The following is a 22597-nucleotide window of genomic DNA, read 5'->3' on the forward strand; positions in this document are numbered from 1 at the left end:
ATTATTTGCATAATGTAATATTTGTTAATACTGTACGACCAAAAAGAATGCTATGACCATGATACTCAATAGTGGTATCTTGAATGACAGCCAATAATCTGTATCTCTCTTCTTCTTGTAAAGCTGCTTCAACAATAATACCGACGTTTTGCTCGTCCTGATTTTTTAATTCATCTCCAGGTTTTGGGGAAATTTGACTAATAATCTCAGCACGATAAAGATGACGCTTTAATTTTCCTAAATAGTGAGTACGCGCAATAACTTCCTGACCAATATAACATCCCTTGGTAAAATTTAGAGCGTCCCATTTTTGTAAATTGAGCATTTGTGGAATAAATTTAGCTTTAGTCTGGGGGTAAATCCATGCTAAGCCAATGCGAATATTCCAATCTTTCCAAGAGTTTTCTCCCATTTCCATTATTTGAATATTAAGTGGAAGTTTAATTGACCAATCGTGAGTAATCGTTAATTCTACCTTAGAAAAAATAGAATACTTTTTCAGATGATCAATGGTATGAACAACTGTTGATTTTTGGAGTAAGATACAATAATATCCTTTTTGATAGACAACATAAAAATCCGAAATTACTCGTCCTTTATAATCACAGCATGCGCTAAATGACCCGTAGGTTTCTGTAATCTTGTACAAATCACAAGTAACCTGGTTCTGTAAAAAAGTTCCAGAATCGGCGCCACTAACGACTAAAATTGAAAAGAGACGTGACGGAATGGTGTACATAAGTATCTTTTTTATTAATCAATAAGTTTAATTTTTTGCTTTCCTATCATTGTCTTTCTTACTTAAAGAGGAAAGTGGAAAGATTCTAACTTTTGTCTAAAATGCATTTCATTTTTTAAATCGTAAAACTTACATTTTTTCTTTAATTCTTGCTTTACGACCCTGCAAATTACGCAGATAATAAAGTTTTGCGCGACGAACACTACCTCGGCGCTTTACACTGATAGAAACAATTAATGGACTATACAGTGAAAAAACACGTTCAATACCTTCACTATATGATATTTTACGGACAGTAAATGACGAGTTTAAGCCGCGATTACGACGAGCAATCACTACACCTTCAAAATTTTGAAGTCGTTCTCGATCACTTTCTTTAACTCTAATTTGCACGATTACACTATCTCCAGGGCGAAAAGCAGGGATAGCCTTATCTCGAATTTGTTCTTGTTCTAGAATTTGGATAATCTTGTTCATTTTCTTCTCTGTGCTCCTCGATAAATTCATTGAGCAATTGGCGCTCATGTTCAATTAAAGAACGTTTTTTTATTAGATCTGGGCGTCTTTTCCAAGTTCTTCCAAGTGCTTTTTTAAGTCGCCAACGAGCTATTTTTTCTTGATCACCGCTAAGCAGTATTTCTGGAACCTGACGATTAGCTATTTTTTCTGGACGGGTGTATTTTGGAAAATCTAATAATCCAGAAGCAAACGAATCTTGAGAAACGGAATCTGTATTTCCTAAAACTCCTGGAAGAAGACGAGTTAAAGCATCAATTAAAACCATAGCTGGTAATTCTCCGCCACTTACAATGTAATCTCCTATTGACCATTCCTCATCTACTTCAGCTTCAATTAAACGTTCATCCACTCCTCCATAACGTCCTAGTAAAAAAATAATAGACTGGAACTCTTGTATCTTTTTCTCTACAATCGCTTGAGTCAATAGTTTACCTTGCGGAGAAAAGTAAATAACTTTAGTATTCATACCTAACGTCGCTTTTGCCGACTGTATAGCAGCAGCTAATGGTTCAAATTTCATGATCATACCAGGACCACCGCCATAAAGTTTATCATCCACATTACGATGGATATTTGTAGTGTAATCACGTGGATTCAAAAAAAACAATGTTAAAAGGTTACGATCAAGAGCACGCCTAATCACACCATACCTAAGTGCTTCAAACATCTTAGGAAAGAGGGTAATAACACCAATAGATAATTTCTTGTAAAAAGCCATTTTCCTAATTATTTTCTACCAGTAAAGACCACACTGTCATTTCTGTTTAAAAAGCAATCCTGTTCTTTTTATCATAAAATCTGAATAATATTTCAGTCTTTTTTCGTTTCTTTTATTTGTCATTACTTACAAAGTGTCGTTTTTATATCAAGAATCGTTGGAGAGGCTCTCTTTAAAAGATCTAAGCGTCATTATTCTTATAAACCATTAGAGAATCATTAAGGAACTTTGACAATTGTAAGTTGGTTAGAATGTTTTTTTATACTAGTCTCCGTTATATCTTCTGACAAACGCTTAAATTGTTTGAGAAGGCATTTAACCCGTACGGACACTGTAGCGCCTTGTGTTATCCAATAACTAGCGCGTTCTTGTTTGATTTGTAATTGTGAATTGCACTTTTTTCGTCGTGCCACTGCTGGGTTATAGTAACCTAACTGTTCAATGAAACGACCATCGCGAGGTGCTCGCCTATCAGCTACTACGATTTGATAGAATGGACACTTTTTTCTACCCTTTCTGGTAAGACGTATAATTATCACGATGAACAACCTTCACTTTTTTATCGCAGAAAGCGTTATTCTACGCAAAACAATTATGAGATGCAAGAATCTAAAGCCAAATGAGCGATTGTTTTTATATTTATAAAAGCCATCGATTTCATAAAAATTTTTTAAATGTCAATTGCATTTGTTTTGATTTTATTAAGATAAACTATTTGTTTCAGGAAATTTCCTAACTTTAAATAGAGTTTTTTATAAGTGTTTTTACAATGCAGGGAAATTGGCTTGTAAAAGATAATTTAATGTTTTTGAAAAAAGAAACTTTTGTCTACAAGATATGACTAATTGCGAATTTATAACTGTTTGCGCCAAACAACTATCGAAATAATAAGCTATAGTATATACATTATTAAAAAGTCTAGTTGCTCAAAAAGTATAGTCGATTTTCTTTAGTATATAACGAGATCGGTGATTTTGTATAAGTCATATTATATACTATGCTCTGTCAGAATAATTTGAGAGTATATAATGCGGATTGTCTTATTAGGCCCCCCGGGGGCAGGTAAAGGTACACAGTCAAACCTTATTTCTAGTCAATTAAATATACCAAGAATATCAATAGGGGATATCTTGCGTGTTGCTATTAGAAATAAAACACCTTTCGAATTTGCGATAAAAAAAGCAATGAAAGAAGGAAGACTGGTTGCAAATGAAATTATAATGACGCTGATAAAAGAATTTATACACTCATTGACCCATAAAAAAGGCTATATATTAGACGGTTTTCCACGTACTGTAAAACAAGCAAAAGCGTTACGTATACAGAAGATATACGTTGATTTAGTGATTAATATAAACATACCAGAAAAAGAAGTGATTGAACGTACGACTGGTCGATTAGTGCACCTTGCTTCAGGGCGTATTTACCACCAGAAGTACAATCCTCCAGAAATTCTCCATAAAGACAACTTAACAGGCGAATTATTGATACGGCGAATAGATGATAGTGAAGAGGTAATTCGAAAACGTTTGCTTATTTATAAAAAACAAATCGACATTCTTATTCAATACTTTCTTAAATGGGAAAAATCTGGTGACTGTCTGGCACCTAGTTATTATTGTGTATCGGGTCTTGGCACTGCATCGGAAGTAAAAGAGCGCATTTTAAAAATACTGGAAACTCAGACTAATAAAAGAAATAAAAATACCTTTTCAAATGCAAAATAACTGTAATTAAGATTTACCTTGGTTATAAAGGTGTTTTAAGAAAAGCAATTTGACTAGTATAGATAAGAAAGAAAAATAAGAGAAGTTTTCTTATTTTATATTCGTAATTATTTTATGTGTAATAAAATCAAATTAGAGCTTGATCTTAAAGGTTTATCGTGTCGATTGATAATGTTTCTGTCAGTTAAATAGTGTCCATAGAAACATTAGATGAAAATGGTGGAATTTTACGTTTTTTATTTTGGAAAAAAAGAGTATTTAAGAGATCTTATGTAGAAATGCTTTTAATTTTTATTCTTTCATATAAAGTGACGATCTTTTAGTGAGAATGTAGTATCTTGCTTTATAATCTTAACTTTTCAACAGAAAATTAGGCAGTAGATGCACAGAAGGTATATAAATATGGAGCACGATATAATTTTTTCGATTTTTCTCATCTTTTCCGGTGCAGCTGTGCTTTCAACTTTTGCTTTGATGACTCATCAATCAATGCTGGTAGCTTATATGTTATTAGGAATTTTATTTGGGCCGTGGGGATTAAAACTAATTTCTAATATCGATATGCTTCGTACAGTGAGTGATGTTGGCATCATTTTCTTGTTATTTCTCTTAGGTCTTAATTTGCCTCCACAAAAATTGATAATTACTTTTAAAAAAATCACGTGGATAGCTGTAATCAGTTCGCTTATCTTTTTAATTGTTGGGTATTTTGTTACTTATTATTTTGGTTATTTGACGATGGAATGTTTGGTAATTGGTGGTGCTATGATGTTTTCCAGTACTATTATCGGTATTAAACTATTACCTACTACAATTTTGCATCATCAGCACATTGGAGAGGTTATGATCAGTGTCCTTCTATTACAGGACTTAATCGCCATTGCAGTTTTATTTTTATTACATGGGGCTTCTCAAGCAGGGAAAGTATTAATTGATATTGGATTAGTGGCATTGGGGTTCCCTGCTATTTTAGTTTTTTCTTATTTATTTAGTCGATTTGTTTTATTTTTGTTATTTTCTAAATTTAGTAGGATTAAAGAATATCTTTTTTTATTGGCAATTGGCTGGTGTCTCAGTATGGCTCAATTGGCTTCCCTGTTAGGATTATCGGGAGAAGTAGGCGCTTTTATTGCTGGAATTAGCCTAGCTCCAAAGCCTGTATCTGTTTATATCTCTGAAAGTTTAAAACCAATACGAGACTTCTTTTTAGTTTTATTTTTTTTCTCCGTAGGTGCTACTTTCGACCTTAATTTTTTGTCTGTTGTTATTGTTCCAGCTTTAATTTTACTTGCTTTACTCATTGGTATTAAACCTTTTACGTATCAAATATTGCTACGTTGTATAGGAGAATCTAAGCAGATAGCTTGGGAAATAGGAGTACGTTTAGGTCAAATTAGTGAATTTTCTTTAATTATTGCTTACATGGCTCTTAGCAGCCATATTATCTCTGATCGAGCTGCTTATCTAATTGAAAGTACCACTATATTATCCTTTATTGTTTCTTCGTATTGGGTAGTGATTAAATATCCTACACCATTGGCAATATCTGATCGTTTACGAAGAGATTAAAAATCGTAAATTCTCTGTAATATAAATAGATATAGCTATAATTTTAGCATGAACAGAAATATGTAATTAAAATTTGTGCGCCATTATTATAGTAAAGATAATAAGTGGACGGTATGACTTTTTAGCTATTGCCTTATTACGGTAATTAATCCAACGGTGTCTGTTTTAATAGTCATAATGACAAAAAATGTTGTTGGTTTAACGTCTATTTTCGGTGGATAGAACAAAAATTTCAATATGCATATTTTTTAGCATGAAATTAGTAGTGTTAATATTGTTGTTCTCTTTCTAATAATCGCTTACGCTATTAGTTCTTTTTATTCATTATTTATTAACGGTAGTCGTTATTATTACTTCCTGACAGGAACGGTCTTGTGGTATCATACGGACAGTTGTCCTTTTATTTTAGAAAAGGCGGAGTTTACGCAACAGTTAATGCAATTTTAATTAAAGCTTATCGATAATTTCTTTGCGTTGATTTTTGGCTTTTAATACTTGGATAACGGTTGTAGTGGGTTTATACCTTAATAAGTATTTATTAAACCGTTTTTTAAAAAATTCTGCACCAGAAAAAGACAATGACTTGTTTAGCTACAGAAAAATAGAAAATGTGTTGATTGGTTTTCTATTACAGTTAACTGATTGTTACATTTTCCCTTTTGTAGGTCGTTTTCCAGAAACTTTTAAGCGACGGTGCTTTTGTATGCGTACAGAAATTATTTTGTGCAGAAACAGGTTGTTGAGTTATGGATTAATTGCGTTAGGAATTAACGAAAATCAGTGCTGTTTTTAGAAAAATTGAAAGATTAGAAAAGTTGAAAGAACTGATAACGCTAAAGGATTAATCAATCAATTGTTATGAATATGGATTTATGATGATGGCGTTTTTCAAAATCAGCTGTTGGATTAGTTAGCATTATGTATCAAGAGTTGTACTGCTCTTTTCATAATTGAAGAGATAAAAATGGCGGAGTTATTATGAATTTATGATTAAGAATACAAATTTACAAGACACCGATCCAATAGAATCTCAAGAATGGAGAGAAGCACTTGATTCAATTATTAAATACGAAGGCAAAGAGCGTGCCCAATTTATTTTACAACAATTGTGGTTACATGCTAGAAAAATCGGTGTACCTATTTTTGATGGAATTCAAACTCAATATGTGAATACAATTCCTACTAGTTTAGAAACTAAGTTGCCTAAGAACGAGATAAAGATCTTACAAAATTTGACGAATTACATGAGATGGAATGCTCTAGTCATGGTAATGCGTGCAAATCAAAAAAAAATGGGATTAGGGGGGCATCTTTCTAGTTATGCTTCAATGGCCACTTTAGTTGAAGTAGGATTAAATTATTTTTTTCATGCAAACGACTTAGTTTTTTTTCAAGGTCATTCATCAGAAGGTATTTATGCTCGTGCTTTTCTTGAGGGACGATTAAGTGAAGAAGAATTGATAGGTTTTCGTCAAGAAACTTTTTCTAAAGGGATTTCTTCCTATCCACACCCGTATTTGATGCCTCATTTTTGGCAGTTTCCAACGGTCTCTATGGGACTTGGTCCCTTAATGGCTATTTATCAAGCGCAATTGTTGAAATATTTAAATTATCGAGGATTAGTTAATACAGATAAGCGAAAAGTATGGGTTTTTTGCGGTGATGGTGAGACAGGTGAACCAGAAGCTTTAGGAAGTTTATTAGTGGCGAGTCGCGAACGTCTTGATAATCTTATATTTATTATTAACTGTAATTTACAGCGTCTTGACGGACCTGTTTCAAGCAATGGAAATATTATTCAAGAATTAGAAGGTATTTTTTTAGGAGCAGGCTGGAGAGTAATCAAAGTCATTTGGGGGCATAATTGGGAAAAATTATTTCAAAAAGATACATCCGGCTTGTTACTGAAATGTTTAAGCGAAATGGTAGACGGGGAATATCAAGCATGTCGTGCAAAAGGTGGTGCGTATTTGCGTGCCTGTCTACTTAACAAATATTATCAATTGAAAGAATTAATGTCTAATGTGAGCGATTATGAATTAGAACAATTAATGGAAGGTGGGCATGATCCTCAAAAGGTTTACTCAGCTTATACAGAAGCATTAAAAGAAAAAGGAAAGCCGACAGCCTTATTAATAAAAACTGTTAAAGGCTACGGTTATGGTCGAGAAGGAGAATCATTAAACATTACCCACAATTTAGAAGCAATCAGTGAAGAAGGTTTGAAGCTTTTTCGTAATCGGTTTGCACTACCATTATCAGATGAAGAAATAAAAGATTTAAAATTTTATAAACCAATGAGACACACTCCTGAGTTACAGTATTTACAAAGGCAGCGTGAAAAATTAGGCGGTCCATTGCCAGTACGAAATAGTTTTTACACGTCTTTGAAAGTACCAGGCTTAAGTCTATTTAGTTCGCTTTTAAGCAGTACTAATGATCGTGCGATTTCAACTGGAATGGCATTTTCTCGAATTATAGGATTATTATTGAAAGACGAAAATATCAAAGAACGAATTGTTCCTATTGTGGCCGATGAAGCTAGAACTCTTGGATTAGAAGGCTTATTTCGTCAAATTGGTATCTTTTCGATAAAAGGACAACAATATGTCCCAGAGGATATAAAAAAACTAGTGTGTTATCATGAAAGTCAATCGGGACAAACATTACAACAAGGTATTTCGGAAGCTGGAGCTATGTCTAGTTGGATTGCTGCTGCCACTTCATTTGCCAATAATAGCTATCTACTCATTCCATTTTATGTATATTATGCGATGTTTGGTTATCAACGCGTGGGTGATTTGGTATGGGCTGCTGCGGATATGCAGTCTCGCGGTTTTATTTTAGGGGGATTAGCTGGAAAAACGACATTGCCTGGTGAAGGTCTGCAACATCAAGACTCTCACAATTTATTAATGTTTAGCATGATACCCACTTGTCGAGCATACGATCCAGTTTTTAGTTATGAATTAGCTGTGATAATTCAAGATGGTTTACAACGTATGTATCAAAATAAGGAGAATACGTTCTATTATATCACACTTATGAATGAAAATTATCCACATCCTCAGATGCCTACAGGGGCCGAAAAGGGAATTATTAAAGGAATGTATTTGTTTAAAGAAGGTAATAGGAAATTATCTCGATGTGTGCAATTATTAGGAGCCGGAGCTATTTTTCGAGAAGTGATCATAGCTTCTGAAATTTTAGAAGACCAATTTAATGTGGCTGCAGATATTTGGAGTGTTCCTGGCTTTAATTTGTTGCGTCATGATATTGAGTCTGTAGATCGATACAATCGTCTACATTTTCGAGAGATCCCAAAAAAGAGTTATGTAGAAAAGTGTCTTAATGGCAGAGAAGGACCAGTAATTGCTGCTACGGATTATATAAAGCTATTAGCAGATCAAATTGGTCGAGCAATTAAAAGACCATATTATGTATTGGGAACTGATGGATTTGGTCGCAGTGATACGCGATCTGCTTTACGAGACTTTTTTGAAGTGGATGCTAAAATGATTGTGTATACAGCATTGAAAGCTCTAGCAGATCAAGACAAGTTTACAGAAAATCAGCTGGTAAGAGCTGTAAAAAAATTAGGTATTAATTTAAAACGACCTGACCCGTGGACAAAATAAGAAGTACAAAGTAGTGAAAAACTTGGTAGAGAAAATTGTTGTACCAGATCTTAATGGCACATCCGAAATTAATGTTATTGAAGTGTTAGTAGCATCAGGTGATCAAGTAGAAAGAGAGGATAGTTTAATCACTGTGGAAGGCGATAAAGCTGCCATGGATATTCCTTCACCGTTATCAGGTATAATTAAAGATGTGAAAGTTAAAGTGGGAGATATAGTTAAAGAAGGAGACGAAATTTTAACCATTGAAGCACAGGACGAGAAGGAAATTACAGAAACTGGAAAAAAAACCTTTAAACAGAAAGAAAAGTTAATACAGAGAGAATCAGAGAGTAAATTTCAAGTACCAGTAATACCTAAAGATGAAAATTTCAATACTACTGTTATCCATGCAGGACCAGGTGTTCGGAGAATGGCTTGGGAGTTTGGTGTTGATTTATTAAAAGTTAAAGGAGCCGGTCAGAAGGGTCGTATTCTTCGAGAAGACATTCAAAAATATATAAGACAGCAATTACAGATCTCTAAAACAAAAGAAGAAATTCTATCTCCTATCTCTGTCGCCCATAATATTGATTTTTCCAAATTTGGCCCCGTTGAAAAAGAAACGCTATCTAAAACAAAAAAAATCGCTGGTACCAATCTTGCTCGTAATTGGGCCACTATACCTCATGTGACCCAATTTTGGGAAACAGATATTACTGAGCTTGAAATATTTCGTGAGAAACAAAAGATTTATGCGGAAAAAAATAAGGTGCGTTTAACTCTCTTAGCATTTGTGATCAAAGCGGTAGTCAACGCTCTTAAATATTTTCCTCATTTCAATGCCTCTTTAGATTCTGCAGGAGAGACTTTAATTTTAAAGAAATATTTTCATATCGGTATAGCGGTTGATACTCCTACAGGATTAGTAGTGCCTGTTATTCGAGATGCAGATAAAAAAAGATTATTAGAATTAGCGAAAGAATTAGAGGATTTAAGTAAAAAAGCTCGTGCTAATAGATTAAGTTTGCATGATATGCAAGGAGGGTGTTTTAGTGTTTCTAATTTAGGGGGCGCTGGTGGTACATTTTTTACACCAATTATTAATTCACCGGAAGTAGCTATCTTAGGAATTGCAAAAATGGAATGGAAGCTTTCGTATTCTATTAAAGATAATATCTGTAAAACTAGGCTTATACTACCATTAAGTTTATCCTATGATCACCGCGTTATTGACGGTGTGGAAGGGGCACGATTTATTGCTTATTTATCCGAACGTTTATCAGACATTAGAACATTATTATTATAGTTGATATGTATAAATATTGATATGCGTAAGATTATTATGACGAGAGTAGAAGATGAAAAAAGAAATTAAAACTGAGGTTGTAGTTTTAGGTAGCGGACCTGGTGGGTACTCGGCAGCTTTTCGAGCTGCTGATTTGGGAAAAAAAGTCGTTTTAGTAGAGCGATATGAGACAATTGGTGGAGTTTGTTTGAATGTTGGGTGTATTCCCTCGAAAGCTTTGTTACATGTAGCTAAAGTTATTGATGATATACACAATAATGTAGAATTTTTTGGTATGAATATTAGGACACTGAGTCCAGATGTAAATAAGATTTGTAGATGGAAATTAAATGTTATTAAAAAATTGACAGATGGTTTAAAAATTATGGCAAAAAAGCGTAATGTAGAAATTGTTGTAGGTTATGGAACATTCGATTCTTACAATGAGTTATCTTGCATTAATAAGGAACAAAAAGGTGTTATTCGTTTTGAGCAGGCGATTATTGCTGTAGGATCAAGATCGGTAAAATTTCCTGATGTCCCAGAAGATCCTCGCATAATGTATTCCACCAGTGCATTAAAATTAGAAGATGTTCATGGGCATTTATTAATAGTAGGAGGAGGAATTGTTGGTTTAGAGATGGCTACAGTTTATCATGCTTTAGGAGGAAAGATTAGTGTAGTAGAACGCACAGATCGTATTATTCCTGGAGTAGACGCAGATATGATACAACCTCTCTATCAACGCATGCAAAAATGTTATAACGAAATTTTATTGAAAACTAGTATTAAAAAAGTAGAGGCTAAAAAGGATGGATTATATGTGACTTTTGATGGCGAAAATGTGACCAAAAAACCGAAAAAATATGATCGTATCTTAATAGCTATAGGTCGGCATCCTAATGGTAGTTTAATTAATGCGGAAAAAGCAGGTGTTCAGGTTAATGACAGTGGATTTATTCCAGTAGACAGTCAAATGCGAACAAACATTCCACATATTTATGCTGTTGGTGATGTTGTTGGGTATCCCATGCTAGCGCATAAGGCAACTTATGAAGGACGATTGGCAGCTGAAGTGATATCTAACAAACAGCACTATAATAATCCTCGTTGTATTCCATCTGTATCTTATACAAATCCAGAGATTGCGTGGGTTGGATTAACGGAAAACGAAGCTACGAATAGAAAAATCAAGTACAATAAAAGTGTTTTTCCTTGGGTTGCTAGTGGACGTGCTTTGTCTGTAAATTACAGCAAGGGATTAACTAAACTGCTTTTTGATGAAGATGGTGTAGTTATTGGTGGTAGTATTGTTGGCATAAACGCTGGCGATTTAATTTCTGAGATAGCTTTAGCGATTGAAATGGGCTGTAGCGCAGAAGATATTGCGCTTACGATTCATCCACATCCAACTTTATCAGAGACCATAATGATGGCATGTGAAGTATTTGAAGGGACTGCTACGGATTTGTTTTTACCGCAAAGGTGAGATATTGTAAGCATTTTTCTTCTCTCAACACGTTACTTGATTTGTTGAGGTGTGGTTTTTTGGAAAGGAAATGAAACAAGCTCATTTTTTTATTGACAATCGAGCGGTAATCAAGGCTCTTAAAAAAACTACTGCCGAAGCATACGAAGAAGGAGCATACGTCTTACATGTAATTGCTGATCGACTTTTGGAACGGCTGGATTTTATTCGTCTTCATCCTTTTCGGATAGTGGATTTCGGTACTAGGACAGGTTATACAACAAAGGCTTTATTGGAGCATTATAAACGAGCTGATATTATCAGTCTTGATTCTTCTGATTTTTTACTAAATAAAGCAAGAAAAAATCTTCTAGGATGGTACCAAGGGTACCACTTTCCAAAAATGTTGGTGTCAACATATACTCTTTTGCCATTTTTGGATCAGTCAGTAGATTTGATTTTTTCTAACTTAGCGTTTCAGTGGTCTGAAAATCTCCAAAGAACCCTTTTGGAATGCAAGCGTATTTTACGACCTGGAGGGCTTTTATTGTTTAGTACTGTGGGGATTGATACATTAAAGGAACTGCGAGCAAGTTTTTCTGGTGACAAAGGAAGTCATGTTCATTTTTTTTATGATATGCATGATATCGGTGATATGCTCACTCGTTTGTGTTTTATAGATCCTGTTATGGATTTAGAATATTTAACTATACGCTATTTTTCCGTTCATCAATTGATGACAGATTTAAAATCTATAGGTGCGCATAATGCTTCTCAGAATCGATCTCGAGGGCTAATGGGGAAACATCAATGGCAACGTATGCTGCAATCCTATGAAAAGTGGAGAAGTAAAGACCATACTATTCCAGTAACAGTAGAAGTTATTTACGGTCATGCCTTTCTTTAAAGCTAAAGTTACCACTTTCTCCAAAAATCACCTTTAAGATCTGAAGTATAATAAAATCGGAGTATTGTAAAAAGAGGTGTAATTTTATGCTTATTAGGGTTGGTCAGATAGCTCCCGATTTTGCTTTAAAAATCGGTGAAAAAGAATTTTTTTTACTCAATAGTTTAAAAGGAAAAAAAGTTGTTCTGTATTTTTATCCTAAGGATAATACCCCTGGATGTACAAAAGAAGCCTGTGAGTTTCGCGATATGTGGACCGAAATAACTCAGGCAGGAGCTACAGTTTTTGGTGTTTCAAAAGATAGCGCCGATGTTCATCGGTTTTTTAAGAGAAAATATAATTTACCTTTCACCCTCCTATCAGATAAGGAGGGAAGAATATGTGAACAGTATGGAGTTATGGTCGATAAAAAATATTTTGGACAGGTATATAAGGGTATTGAACGCACTACTTTTCTCATTGATAAAAAAGGAGATATCACCGCTATTTGGCGTAAAGTTAAAGTGAAAGGACATGTCTTAGAAGTTTTAACGGAAATTTTAAAATGAACAACCGGAAATACCCTTTAAAAATTCGGGAATTTTTTGTGCGTGCGTAAAGAAGAAAACACACCTGATCGTCGCAGAAAAGCTGGAAATTTTCACAAGGAGAGAGCAGAGTTCGTACTTTTTGTATATGAGCTGCTATTCACCTCTTAAAAATACTTAAATTTCTGCCTTTGGAGGTGGCGGGATTCGAACCCGCGTCCGTAAATCAACTAATCTTCAACAACTACATGCTTAGCATCGTCACAATTTTATTAGTACTAACCACTCGACGTGCAAAGCGGTTAGTCAACAAGTTCTGCCAAAAATTTCACCGTTTCGGGAGACAGAACCATCCTCGAAAGGTGAGCTTGTAAATTATAACCATACGACGAGACCCTACAAGCCAGACCACGACCATGGAAAGCTGCGTTATTAAGCAGCTAAAGCGTATTGTGTATCGTTTGCAGATAACAATTTGCAACCAACAGATTTACGAGCCTAGGTTGCCGGCTCGGCATGCGTTTCCGATTGCAGTACCTACGTCGAAGCCTAATGCACCCCCGGAATTCATTATTGGAAATTATAAGGCAGTTTCTGTTAAAAAGAAAGACTTCGAGCGACTAAAATAGTAATGGTTTTAACATATTCTGATTAATTCATCGGGATGACGTAGTTAGTAGCTTCTTTAAGAGACAAGTATAAGAGTTTCGTGTTTCTTGCGTTCCCATTCTCGACGTTTAATTGTTTCTCGTTTATCATGCATTCTTTTACCTCTAACTAAAGCAACTTCGGTCTTAACATGGTTTTTATACCAATGCAAATCCAATGGAACGACAGTAAGTCTCTTTTTTTGCACTGTGCTCAACAGTCTGTCAATTTCATGCTTGTTTAAAAGTAACTTACGCGATCTTTTAGGATCGGGCTTTACATGATAAGCTATATTAGAAGGTGGTGAACAATGTACTCCAATTAACCAAGCTTCTCTGGATTTAAATATGACGTAACTGTTTCGCAATTGGATATGTCCAGCTCGAATGCTTTTGATTTCCCAGCTTTCTAATACTAATCCTGCTTCTAATCTTTGTTCAATATAATAATCGTGAAACGTTTTTTTATTTAAAACAATAATGCGAAGAGCGGATTGTTTCATAATTTGACCATCTGCTTGTTTATTTTACTTTAACTAAAACGACGTTTCGGGTCTCAATAGAATCACAGAAAAATAAGTTATAGATTTTAATCGCCAAGGACATTGAGGTTGTTTTGTAGTTTGTTCTTTTTTTCAACAGTAGTCAATAAATTATTGATGTTATGTATAGCAACTCAAAAGTTTTAACGATTTAAAGTATACTAAAATATCTGAATTTACGAGTATATTTGTTTTTTATCGATGAATAGATTGTCTGTTACTTCATATAAAGGTGCTTTTTATTGTGATTATCAGCGTTTGTTACGCTACACCTACAAAGCAAGTAGAAATTTCGCTAAAAACTGTAGAAGATTGTACAGTAGCTGTAGCAATAGAGCAGTCGGGTATTTTGCAACAGTTTCCAGAAATTAATTTGTCTCAAACCTCTGTAGGAATTTACGGTAGGCTTGTTACACTATACGATAAAGTTAAGAGTGGCGATCGTGTTGAGATATATCGCTCTTTACCCACTGATCCAAAGCTGGCAAGATTATTACGAGCTCGTCGAATTAAGTGGAGCTTATTTAGATAAACACAATATTGCTTATTAAACCGTCAATAACTATAAAAAACAGTATAAGTATTTAGGGCAATTAAAGATTTTTTTACATTCAATAGATGGTCTTGCTTAAAATATCTGAATAAAAGCTCTACCTTAGAAAAGAAATTGACAAATATAAGATCACCTACTACTCTTTAAACCCGGTTTTGTGCGTTTCGCTTTTTTTGTATGGCAGATAAGAGCAGGCTAGGGTGTTGTCCTGCGCAACAGAGCACTCAAGAGCTAGTTCGCACGAAAGACATAAAAGTTTGGTATTTTATTATTTTTCATGAGTACAGTGTATTTTCCATAAAATACAACAAGCATTAAACTTAAATAACATGAGAAACACAAACAAGAGCTAACTGAAAAGTTCGGTTACGATCGTTTTCTTTTCCTATGCTTAAAGACATTAAGAGGATTTTGATGGAAAATCAAGAACTTCGTAGAGCTGGACTTAAGATAACGTTTCCGCGCCTTATGATATTAGGGGTGCTAGAAAATAGTGAGCCTCATCATATGAGCGCTGAAGGCATTTACCGCACACTAGTCCAAATGGGGAAAGATATTGGATTGGCTACAGTATATCGCGTACTTTCTCAGTTTGAAGCGTCTGGCTTAGTAAAACGAAATAACTTCGATGACGGTCATTGTGTTTTTGAAATAAATCAAGGGAGACATCACGATCATTTGGTTTGTGTTATCTGTGGTAAAGTAGAAGAATTTATCGATGATGTTATTGAAAGTCGTCAAGTATCGATTGCCAAAAGATCTAATTTTATAATGACTAACCACAGTTTAACAATCTATGGTATTTGTCAGCCCTGTAAAAGATGCTCTTTTACAAATACAAAGCATATAGAAATCAAATAATTTTGTCTAAAAAATATTATCTTGTCTAATTTAAGATTGGTTGCATAGTTCTCTACTTAGTAGATTACGAAAGAGTTATGACACTTACTTGCACTGTTAAAGTTTTTCTTGCCACCCTAATTTATGTCGTAACATATCGTAGTAATTGTAGTCACTGGGATGAATAAGATGCAATAGATGCTTATATTTACGAATAAAGATAATACTTCCTGTCGTTAATGTTACCCGGTATTGCCCATCGTTGCTTACGGATGGAGAAATATTTCTTTGTCGGGGAGAAATATTTATTTTTATTCTACTGTGAGCTTGTACAACTATAGGACGACTACTTAATGTGTGTGGAAACATCGCTATTAAGGCAATAGCATCTAATTCTGGATGTAGAATAGGTCCACCCCCTGATAAGGAATAAGCAGTTGATCCTGTTGGGGTAGTAACAATAAGTCCATCGGCACGTTGACTACATACAAAATAGTCGTTGATTGAGATATCGAACTCAAGCATTTTTGCAATATCTCCTTGGAATAATACAATATCGTTCAACGCAATTCCTTGCGTGATAATGTCTCCTTTATATTTGGCAGTCATTTCTAAAAGAAAACGTGTTTCTCTTTTGTAATCTCCTTCCAAAATAGTATTGATTTTCAAGAGGTCATTAGGAGAAATATCTGTAAGGAAACCAGAGTTTCCTCTGTTAATTCCCAAAACAGGAAGTTTTTGAGAAACAGCAATGTGTGCGGCACTAAGTAAGCTCCCATCACCTCCTACTACTATTAACAAATCCGCTTTCTCTTTTAATCGATGCGCTGGAAGTATAGTTAGGTTATGATTATCCATCATACCAGCGGTTTGTTCTTCGGTGAAAATACTCCTGTTTAAAGACAGAAGTTGTTCTTTTAGAACCTTTAGGGTCTCAGGTACTCCCTTTACTTTGTTACGCCCTATGAGGGCAACTTGATGGAATGGTGGATTCTTCATTTTTTTAGCTGTTGTGCACACAATTTTTTAATAAATGAGCTATACAGGTCATGTCATTGCCCATTGTACAGAACCTAGAAAAGTGTGACAACTTTCAACTGGATTTTTAGATCTGTATAATAGAGTAAAATAATAATAAAGTTTATCAAGATCAGGTATTCTTTAACTCGCGTAAAAAACAATATGCCCCTTTACTTGCATTTAGTAGGAGAGAGTTTCGAGGTCAATTAAAAAAGTCTGTTGTGTGAAATATCTTAATAACGAGGATTTTACAGAATCGTATATTTTATTTAATATTGAGGTGTTGAGAATAGAGTTTTCAGCCTCACAATAAACTTAAGGAGATCCGAATGAAAACAAAAGAACAAATTGAATCTGAAAGTGCGCCTAATGATACAATGACTCAAAAGTTAAAAGAAAAAAATGATACAAAAGAAAGAGAAAAAGACATTATTCAAAAAGCTGTTCAAGAAAAAGAACAGTATAAAGAGAGATGTGAGGATATTATTAGTGGGAAATTAGAAATTCAACTAGTTAATTTAGAAAAAGAATTAGATGAATACAAAAATAAATATATTCGTTCACAAGCAGAAATAGAAAATTTACGGAAGCGCATGGAACGAGACGTTGCAAATGCCATAAGATATGGTGTAGAGCAATTAATCGTGGACCTTTTACCAGTAGTTGACAGTTTGGTTCACGGTCTTGAAAATCACAAATCAACGGATCCACATACTAAAAGTTTACGAGAAGGAACAAAATTAACATTGAGTTTGTTGCATAAAATGCTCAAACACCATGGAGTTGAGATTATTGACCCAAAATTGGGGGATTTGTTTAATCCAGATATTCATGAAGCTATAGCCGTACAAGACATTTCGGATGCTGAATCTAATACAATTGCTCAAATGATACAAAAAGGCTATCAGCTTAATGGCCGAGTGTTACGAGCGGCAAGAGTTATTGTATCGACTTAGTTTAAATTAGTTAAAAGCAAAGCTAAATGCATTTTCTTTTTCAAAAGAAATGTTTTAGTTTGAGAAAGAACTAGTAATCTGTGAGGCAATAAATGACCTTTGTAATGATGGCCACGAAACTTCTATTTAGTATTTTCATGTAAGACGGATTGTTACAAATAGAACATGCTTCTTCTATTTTTCTTATTTTTCATTATGTCACTCTACAACGATTTAATATTTAGCAAGTAGCATGAGTGACATAGAATTGTTTGTATTAAGTGAGGTGCTCGTTTAGTGTGGTAAGTACTATATGTAGAGTGCGATGACGATTTTACGATGACGTCAATTTAAGTTTCACTTGAAATCTTACACCCTGTCCCCACCTTATCAGGATAGGGTGTTTATAGGTTCTGTTTTGAGTAGTTGAGAGGAAAAAGAATGGCTGAAACTATTGGTATTGATTTAGGTACTACTAACTCTTGTGTTGCGGTAATGGAAGGTGGGAAAGTTCGGGTGATCGAAAATGCTGAGGGCTCGCGTACTACTCCGTCGACTGTTGCTTATACAAAGGACGGGGAAGTATTGGTAGGTGCGTCTGCGAAGCGACAAGCTGTTACGAATCCGGATCGTACCCTCTTTGCAATTAAGCGTTTAATTGGACGTCGTTTTGACGATGTGGTCGTTCAAAAAGATATGAACATGGTTCCGTATAAAATTACCAAGGCGGATAATGGGGATGCTTGGGTTAGAGTGGTCGGAAAAGATGGTCGTCAGGAAAATTTGGCTCCACCACAAATTTCCGCTCAAATACTCATAAAGATGAAGAAAACAGCTGAAGATTATCTTGGTCATTCTATATCGGACGCTGTAATAACCGTGCCTGCTTATTTTAATGATTCACAACGTCAGGCGACTAAAGATGCAGGAAGGATTGCAGGTCTTAACGTAAAACGTATTATTAACGAGCCTACTGCTGCTGCGTTAGCTTATGGGATGGACAAGAAAAAGGGTGATCGTAAGATCGCTGTTTATGATCTGGGTGGAGGTACATTTGATATCTCTATCATTGAGATTGCTGAGGTAGACGGAGAACATCAATTTGAAGTTTTGGCTACGAACGGTGATACTTTCTTAGGCGGTGAAGACTTTGACTTACGGGTGATTGATTATTTAGCTAGTGAATTTAAGCGTGATGTTGGTGTTGATTTACATAATGATCCTCTGGCATTACAGCGTTTAAAAGAAGCGGCTGAAAAAGCAAAGATTGAGCTTTCGTCTAGTCAACAAACTGATGTTAATTTGCCTTATATCACAGCAGATGCTTCCGGACCTAAACATCTGAATATTCATATCACTAGAGCAAAGCTAGAGTCATTGGTAGAGGATTTAATTGAAAAAACAATTGATCCATGCAAGATAGCAATAAAAGATACTGGGCTTAAAGTTTCCGAAATTGATGATGTTATTTTGGTTGGTGGACAGACTCGTATGCCTAAAGTACAGGAAGCTGTTAGGAGCTTCTTTGGTAAAGAAGCTCGTAAGGATGTAAATCCAGATGAAGCAGTGGCTATTGGTGCAGCTATTCAAGGTGCAGTGTTGTCTGGAGAGGTAAAGGATGTATTATTACTTGATGTTACTCCACTTTCTTTAGGAATAGAGACTTTAGGTGGGGTCATGACTAAGTTGATTGATAAAAATACCACTATCCCGACAAAAGCAAATCAAATATTTTCAACTGCTGAGGATAATCAGACTGCAGTTACTGTTCATGTTTTACAAGGTGAGAGAGAGGTAGCTTCAGCAAACAAATCGTTAGGTCGCTTTGATCTAACGGATATTCCGCCGGCACCACGTGGTGTGTCACAGATTGAAGTTACGTTTGATATTGATGCTAACGGCATTCTGCATGTTTCAGCGAAAGATAAAGCGACGGGAAAAGAGCAGTCAATTGTAATAAAAGCTTCTAGCGGATTATCGGACGAAGAAGTAAATAAGATGATTAAAGATGCAGAGGCACATCGGGAAACAGATCGCAAATTTCATGAGCTTGTGAATGTACGTAATCAAGCTGATGCAATCATTCATGCTACTGAAAAATCTATGAAAGACTTAGAAAGTGAGATGGCATCTGACGAAAAAGCTACTATTGAAAAAGCGATAGAAGAGCTTAAGGCAGCAATAAAGGGTAATGATAAGAATTCGATTGAAGTGAAGACTAAAGCATTGGCAGATCATTCTTCTAAGTTAGCGGAACGTATCTATGCTAAAAAAAACACTACAACAGGCGCTACTCCAAAAGACAGTACGAGTTTTTCCAAGGAAACTAAAACTTCGGATAGTAAAGTAGTAGATGCCGAATTTGAGGAGGTAAAAGATGAAAAACAAAAGGATAAAAATAACTAGGTAAAGAGGAGGGGCAATAATTAGTCAAAAGGTCATTCCTTCGATCTCGTGATTTTTTAGCTAGATTCTCTAATCCTTTCTGGGAAGTATCGTTTTTTAAAAGCGGATTGTAAAAGAAGATCGAAAGAAGCTGTATCTCATGGAAAAACGCGATTACTATGAAGTCCTTGGCATCAGTCGCACAGCGACTGATGGGGAGATTAAGAAAGCCTTCCGACGTTTGGCTATGAAATATCATCCAGATAGGAACCCTGGTGATAAAGACGCGGAAGTGAAATTTAAGGAAGCACGAGAAGCATACGGAGTGCTTTCCGATGCACGTAAACGAACTGCTTATGATCAATTCGGGCATTCTGGCGTAGAGTCGTCTTTTGGAGGTAGTTCTACTACTAGCGGTGGTTTTGGTTTTGGGGACCTTGGGGACGTTTTTGGTGATATTTTCGGAGATATATTTAGTGGAGGAGGAAGATCTAGACTTCGAGAACAACAAGGAGCTGATCTAAATTACAATCTTCTTTTATCATTAGAAGAAGTAGTGCATGGTATTACTCAAACGATTAAAGTGCCGACTTGGGTAAGTTGTGTGGCATGCAATGGAAATGGCTCTAAAAAAGGCTCTAATCCAATCGTTTGTCATCGTTGTGGTGGGAGTGGCAAGTTGCATACACAACATAGCTTCTTACAGGTACAGCAAACATGCTCTGTATGTCATGGAATAGGACAAGTTATTAAAGATCCTTGCCTTAGCTGTCAGGGTCAGGGCCGTCGTCAACAAACTAAAACATTGTCCGTCAAAATTCCTCCAGGTATAGATACTGGAGACCGCATTCGTCTTTCGGGTGAAGGAGAAGCAGGTTTTTTAGGAGCCCCATCTGGGGATCTCTATGTCCAGATTCAAGTAAAACCTCATCCTGTTTTTCATAGAGAAGGAAATGACCTTCATTCGGAAGTTCCTATTGACTTTGTTACAGCTTCTTTAGGAGGAGAAGTTGAAATTCCGACATTAGATGGTGCTGTGCGTTTGACGATTCCTCCAGAAACACAAAGTGGCAAGCAGTTTCGTTTAAGAGGAAAAGGTGTGAAGGTATTAAGGAGTGGAGGAATAGGGGATTTAATATGTCATATTACAGTAGAGACACCGATAAAATTAAATACTGAGCAGAAAGAGTCGCTAAAACGTTTTTCTACATTGTTGGAAAAAGATGGTAAAAATCATAGTTTACGTAGACGTAGTTGGTTTGATAGCGTGAAAGCGTTCTTTACAAAAAGATGAGTTAAAATTCCTAGAAATTTGTAATACTTTTGTGTTAAATCAATTTTTTATTGCGCTAATAATTAAAAATTGCTTGTTTTTGGTAGTTTTTAGTCTCTCATGAAAAGAGGTCTCGCTCGATGAGTAATGTAAATCCGCTTAGCGGGCGAAGTCCAGCCATTTTGGCGTTAGCTGACGGTAGTGTTTTTTCTGGATATGCTATTGGAGCAAATGGTCAAACGACTGGGGAAGTTGTTTTCCATACATCATTGACAGGCTACCAGGAAATTTTGACAGACCCTTCTTATATAGGACAAATTGTCGCTCTAACATGTCCACATGTGGGCAATGTTGGGATTAATGCAGATGATCAAGAATCACACAGAATTTGGGTTTCTGGGTTAATTGTCCGCGATCTGTCTTGTATTGTTAGTAATTGGCGAGCTGAGCGATCGCTTGAAGATTTTTTAAAATCTGAAGGAACCATTGCTATTGCAGGAGTGGACACCCGACGATTAGTGCGGTTGATCCGTGAAGCAGGTACATTAAATGGATGCATTATATCTGGTGAAAACGAGCATTTAGATAAAGCTCTTGAGCGTGCTCGTGTTTATAGTAGGTTAATAAGAAAAGATTTAACTAAAATTGCTTCTGTGACAAGTGTAAGCACTTGGATTGAAAAACCAGTAATCCTTAAAAATAATAATAATCATAGTGACAGTAAACATAAAATAACACAACTAAATAATTATAATGTTGTGGTTTATGATTATGGTTTGAAACGGCAAATTGTGCGTTTGCTAGTAAATTATGGTTGTTCAGTAATTATTGTTCCTGCTCGAACATCTACACAGACAGTTTTTAATTTAAATCCGGATGGAATTGTTTTATCCAACGGACCAGGTGATCCAATGACTTGTCGTTATGCGATTACAGCAATTAAAAAAATTTTAGAGAGAGACATTCCTCTATTAGGTATCTGTCTTGGTTTTCAGCTTCTGGTTTTAGCCTGTGGTGGAAAAACCGAGAAAATGAAATTTGGACATCATGGAGCTAATCATCCTGTTCAAAATATTTTGACTGGGCGTATTTATATTACTAGTCAAAATCATGGTTTTTCCGTAGACGAAAAAAGGCTGCCGAGTACATTGAAAGTAACTCACCGTTCTTTATTTGATGGTACATTACAGGGAGTGGCACACATTACTAAGCCAGCAATTGCTTTTCAAGGGCATCCAGAAGCAAATCCAGGGCCTAAAGATATGCAGGGAATATTTAGGGAATTTATTACATTAATTAAAAGAAAACTTATGAAAAAATAAG

Annotated in this window: 20 protein-coding genes and 1 other RNA gene; 14 read left to right on the top strand and 7 right to left on the bottom strand. The window is 35.3% G+C overall.

The genetic code is table 11. The annotated features are described in order from the left end of the window. Position 1 precedes the first annotated feature (1 nt). The 4 genes from ygfZ to rpsP form a co-directional block, all read right to left on the bottom strand. The gene (gene ygfZ, locus Z664_RS01950) at positions 2 to 739 is read right to left on the bottom strand and encodes a CAF17-like 4Fe-4S cluster assembly/insertion protein YgfZ (protein WP_052246337.1); all 738 of its coding nucleotides are present in this window, start codon (positions 737 to 739) and stop codon (positions 2 to 4) included. A gap of 129 nt (positions 740 to 868) precedes the next feature. Next, positions 869 to 1216 carry a 50S ribosomal protein L19 gene (rplS, locus tag Z664_RS01955; RefSeq protein WP_039670005.1) on the bottom strand — a complete coding sequence of 116 codons (348 nt, stop codon included), beginning with the start codon at positions 1214 to 1216 and terminating at the stop codon, positions 869 to 871. Continuing rightward, positions 1170 to 1976, bottom strand: coding sequence for a tRNA (guanosine(37)-N1)-methyltransferase TrmD (gene trmD, locus Z664_RS01960; RefSeq protein WP_052246338.1), 807 nt, complete (start codon positions 1974 to 1976; stop codon positions 1170 to 1172). Before trmD ends, rplS begins: the two co-directional genes overlap by 47 nt. Positions 1977 to 2194: 218 nt before the next feature. Further along, entirely contained in the window at positions 2195 to 2515 is a 321-nt protein-coding gene (gene rpsP / locus Z664_RS01965; RefSeq protein WP_084588733.1) for a 30S ribosomal protein S16, read from the bottom strand. 489 nt (positions 2516 to 3004) lie between these two features. Between rpsP and Z664_RS01970 the strand changes: the two genes are divergently transcribed. The 8 genes from Z664_RS01970 to bcp all read left to right on the top strand — a co-directional run bounded on the left by Z664_RS01970 (position 3005) and on the right by bcp (position 13100). After that, on the top strand, positions 3005 to 3703 hold the full coding sequence (locus tag Z664_RS01970; RefSeq protein ID WP_052246339.1) for a nucleoside monophosphate kinase: 699 nt from the start codon (positions 3005 to 3007) through the stop codon (positions 3701 to 3703). A 402-nt stretch (positions 3704 to 4105) separates the two neighbouring features. Continuing rightward, complete coding sequence (locus tag Z664_RS01975) at positions 4106 to 5272, top strand: cation:proton antiporter domain-containing protein (protein WP_174401639.1); 1167 nt, start codon at positions 4106 to 4108, stop codon at positions 5270 to 5272. Positions 5273 to 5753: 481 nt separating this feature from the next. Continuing rightward, entirely contained in the window at positions 5754 to 6065 is a 312-nt protein-coding gene (locus tag Z664_RS01980) for a hypothetical protein (RefSeq protein WP_156962724.1), read from the top strand. A 193-nt stretch (positions 6066 to 6258) separates the two neighbouring features. Then, a complete protein-coding gene (gene aceE, locus Z664_RS01985; protein ID WP_039670008.1) occupies positions 6259 to 8910 on the top strand; it encodes a pyruvate dehydrogenase (acetyl-transferring), homodimeric type in 2652 nt (883 codons plus the stop codon). Positions 8911 to 8923: 13 nt separating this feature from the next. Beyond that, positions 8924 to 10198: a 2-oxo acid dehydrogenase subunit E2 gene (locus Z664_RS01990; protein WP_039670009.1), complete on the top strand. Its 1275-nt coding sequence runs from the start codon at positions 8924 to 8926 to the stop codon at positions 10196 to 10198. A 52-nt stretch (positions 10199 to 10250) separates the two neighbouring features. Then, on the top strand, positions 10251 to 11666 hold the full coding sequence (lpdA, locus tag Z664_RS01995) for a dihydrolipoyl dehydrogenase (protein WP_039670010.1): 1416 nt from the start codon (positions 10251 to 10253) through the stop codon (positions 11664 to 11666). A gap of 70 nt (positions 11667 to 11736) precedes the next feature. After that, complete coding sequence (locus Z664_RS02000; RefSeq protein WP_084588734.1) at positions 11737 to 12552, top strand: methyltransferase domain-containing protein; 816 nt, start codon at positions 11737 to 11739, stop codon at positions 12550 to 12552. Positions 12553 to 12638: 86 nt separating this feature from the next. Then, positions 12639 to 13100: a thioredoxin-dependent thiol peroxidase gene (bcp, locus tag Z664_RS02005; RefSeq protein ID WP_039670011.1), complete on the top strand. Its 462-nt coding sequence runs from the start codon at positions 12639 to 12641 to the stop codon at positions 13098 to 13100. Positions 13101 to 13270: 170 nt separating this feature from the next. Here bcp and ssrA read toward each other — a convergent pair. Then, positions 13271 to 13641: a transfer-messenger RNA gene (gene ssrA / locus Z664_RS03070) on the bottom strand. Positions 13642 to 13764: 123 nt separating this feature from the next. Continuing rightward, a complete protein-coding gene (gene smpB, locus Z664_RS02015; RefSeq protein ID WP_039670013.1) occupies positions 13765 to 14229 on the bottom strand; it encodes an SsrA-binding protein SmpB in 465 nt (154 codons plus the stop codon). Positions 14230 to 14509: 280 nt separating this feature from the next. On the opposite strand from smpB, the gene Z664_RS02020 reads away from it, so the two are divergent. Beyond that, entirely contained in the window at positions 14510 to 14800 is a 291-nt protein-coding gene (locus tag Z664_RS02020) for an RnfH family protein (protein WP_039670242.1), read from the top strand. A gap of 432 nt (positions 14801 to 15232) precedes the next feature. Beyond that, a complete protein-coding gene (gene fur, locus Z664_RS02025) occupies positions 15233 to 15682 on the top strand; it encodes a ferric iron uptake transcriptional regulator (RefSeq protein WP_052246376.1) in 450 nt (149 codons plus the stop codon). 96 nt (positions 15683 to 15778) lie between these two features. Here fur and Z664_RS02030 read toward each other — a convergent pair whose 3' ends face one another. Then, on the bottom strand, positions 15779 to 16660 hold the full coding sequence (locus Z664_RS02030) for an NAD(+) kinase (RefSeq protein WP_039670015.1): 882 nt from the start codon (positions 16658 to 16660) through the stop codon (positions 15779 to 15781). 350 nt (positions 16661 to 17010) lie between these two features. Between Z664_RS02030 and grpE the strand changes: the two genes are divergently transcribed. The 4 genes from grpE to carA all read left to right on the top strand — a co-directional run bounded on the left by grpE (position 17011) and on the right by carA (position 22596). Next, on the top strand, positions 17011 to 17637 hold the full coding sequence (gene grpE, locus Z664_RS02035; protein WP_039670016.1) for a nucleotide exchange factor GrpE: 627 nt from the start codon (positions 17011 to 17013) through the stop codon (positions 17635 to 17637). A 420-nt stretch (positions 17638 to 18057) separates the two neighbouring features. Continuing rightward, entirely contained in the window at positions 18058 to 20022 is a 1965-nt protein-coding gene (gene dnaK, locus Z664_RS02040; RefSeq protein WP_039670017.1) for a molecular chaperone DnaK, read from the top strand. Between the two features lie 139 nt (positions 20023 to 20161). Beyond that, complete coding sequence (dnaJ, locus tag Z664_RS02045) at positions 20162 to 21295, top strand: molecular chaperone DnaJ (protein WP_039670018.1); 1134 nt, start codon at positions 20162 to 20164, stop codon at positions 21293 to 21295. A 119-nt stretch (positions 21296 to 21414) separates the two neighbouring features. Beyond that, complete coding sequence (carA, locus tag Z664_RS02050; protein ID WP_039670019.1) at positions 21415 to 22596, top strand: glutamine-hydrolyzing carbamoyl-phosphate synthase small subunit; 1182 nt, start codon at positions 21415 to 21417, stop codon at positions 22594 to 22596. The last annotated feature ends 1 nt before the right edge of the window (position 22597 follow it).

It is taken from the genome of Coxiella endosymbiont of Amblyomma americanum, assembly GCF_000815025.1.
Lineage (GTDB): Bacteria > Pseudomonadota > Gammaproteobacteria > Coxiellales > Coxiellaceae > Coxiella.

Bases quoted from the DNA above. Each gene is read 5' to 3' on its own strand.
- ygfZ (WP_052246337.1), bottom strand. From the start codon at position 739: ATGTACACCATTCCGTCACGTCTCTTTTCAATTTTAGTCGTTAGTGGC.
- rplS (WP_039670005.1), bottom strand. From the start codon at position 1,216: ATGAACAAGATTATCCAAATTCTAGAACAAGAACAAATTCGAGATAAG.
- trmD (WP_052246338.1), bottom strand. From the start codon at position 1,976: ATGGCTTTTTACAAGAAATTATCTATTGGTGTTATTACCCTCTTTCCT.
- Z664_RS01970 (WP_052246339.1), top strand. From the start codon at position 3,005: ATGCGGATTGTCTTATTAGGCCCCCCGGGGGCAGGTAAAGGTACACAG.
- Z664_RS01975 (WP_174401639.1), top strand. From the start codon at position 4,106: ATGGAGCACGATATAATTTTTTCGATTTTTCTCATCTTTTCCGGTGCA.
- aceE (WP_039670008.1), top strand. From the start codon at position 6,259: ATGATTAAGAATACAAATTTACAAGACACCGATCCAATAGAATCTCAA.
- lpdA (WP_039670010.1), top strand. From the start codon at position 10,251: ATGAAAAAAGAAATTAAAACTGAGGTTGTAGTTTTAGGTAGCGGACCT.
- Z664_RS02000 (WP_084588734.1), top strand. From the start codon at position 11,737: ATGAAACAAGCTCATTTTTTTATTGACAATCGAGCGGTAATCAAGGCT.
- bcp (WP_039670011.1), top strand. From the start codon at position 12,639: ATGCTTATTAGGGTTGGTCAGATAGCTCCCGATTTTGCTTTAAAAATC.
- smpB (WP_039670013.1), bottom strand. From the start codon at position 14,229: ATGAAACAATCCGCTCTTCGCATTATTGTTTTAAATAAAAAAACGTTT.
- Z664_RS02030 (WP_039670015.1), bottom strand. From the start codon at position 16,660: ATGAAGAATCCACCATTCCATCAAGTTGCCCTCATAGGGCGTAACAAA.
- grpE (WP_039670016.1), top strand. From the start codon at position 17,011: ATGAAAACAAAAGAACAAATTGAATCTGAAAGTGCGCCTAATGATACA.
- dnaK (WP_039670017.1), top strand. From the start codon at position 18,058: ATGGCTGAAACTATTGGTATTGATTTAGGTACTACTAACTCTTGTGTT.
- dnaJ (WP_039670018.1), top strand. From the start codon at position 20,162: ATGGAAAAACGCGATTACTATGAAGTCCTTGGCATCAGTCGCACAGCG.
- carA (WP_039670019.1), top strand. From the start codon at position 21,415: ATGAGTAATGTAAATCCGCTTAGCGGGCGAAGTCCAGCCATTTTGGCG.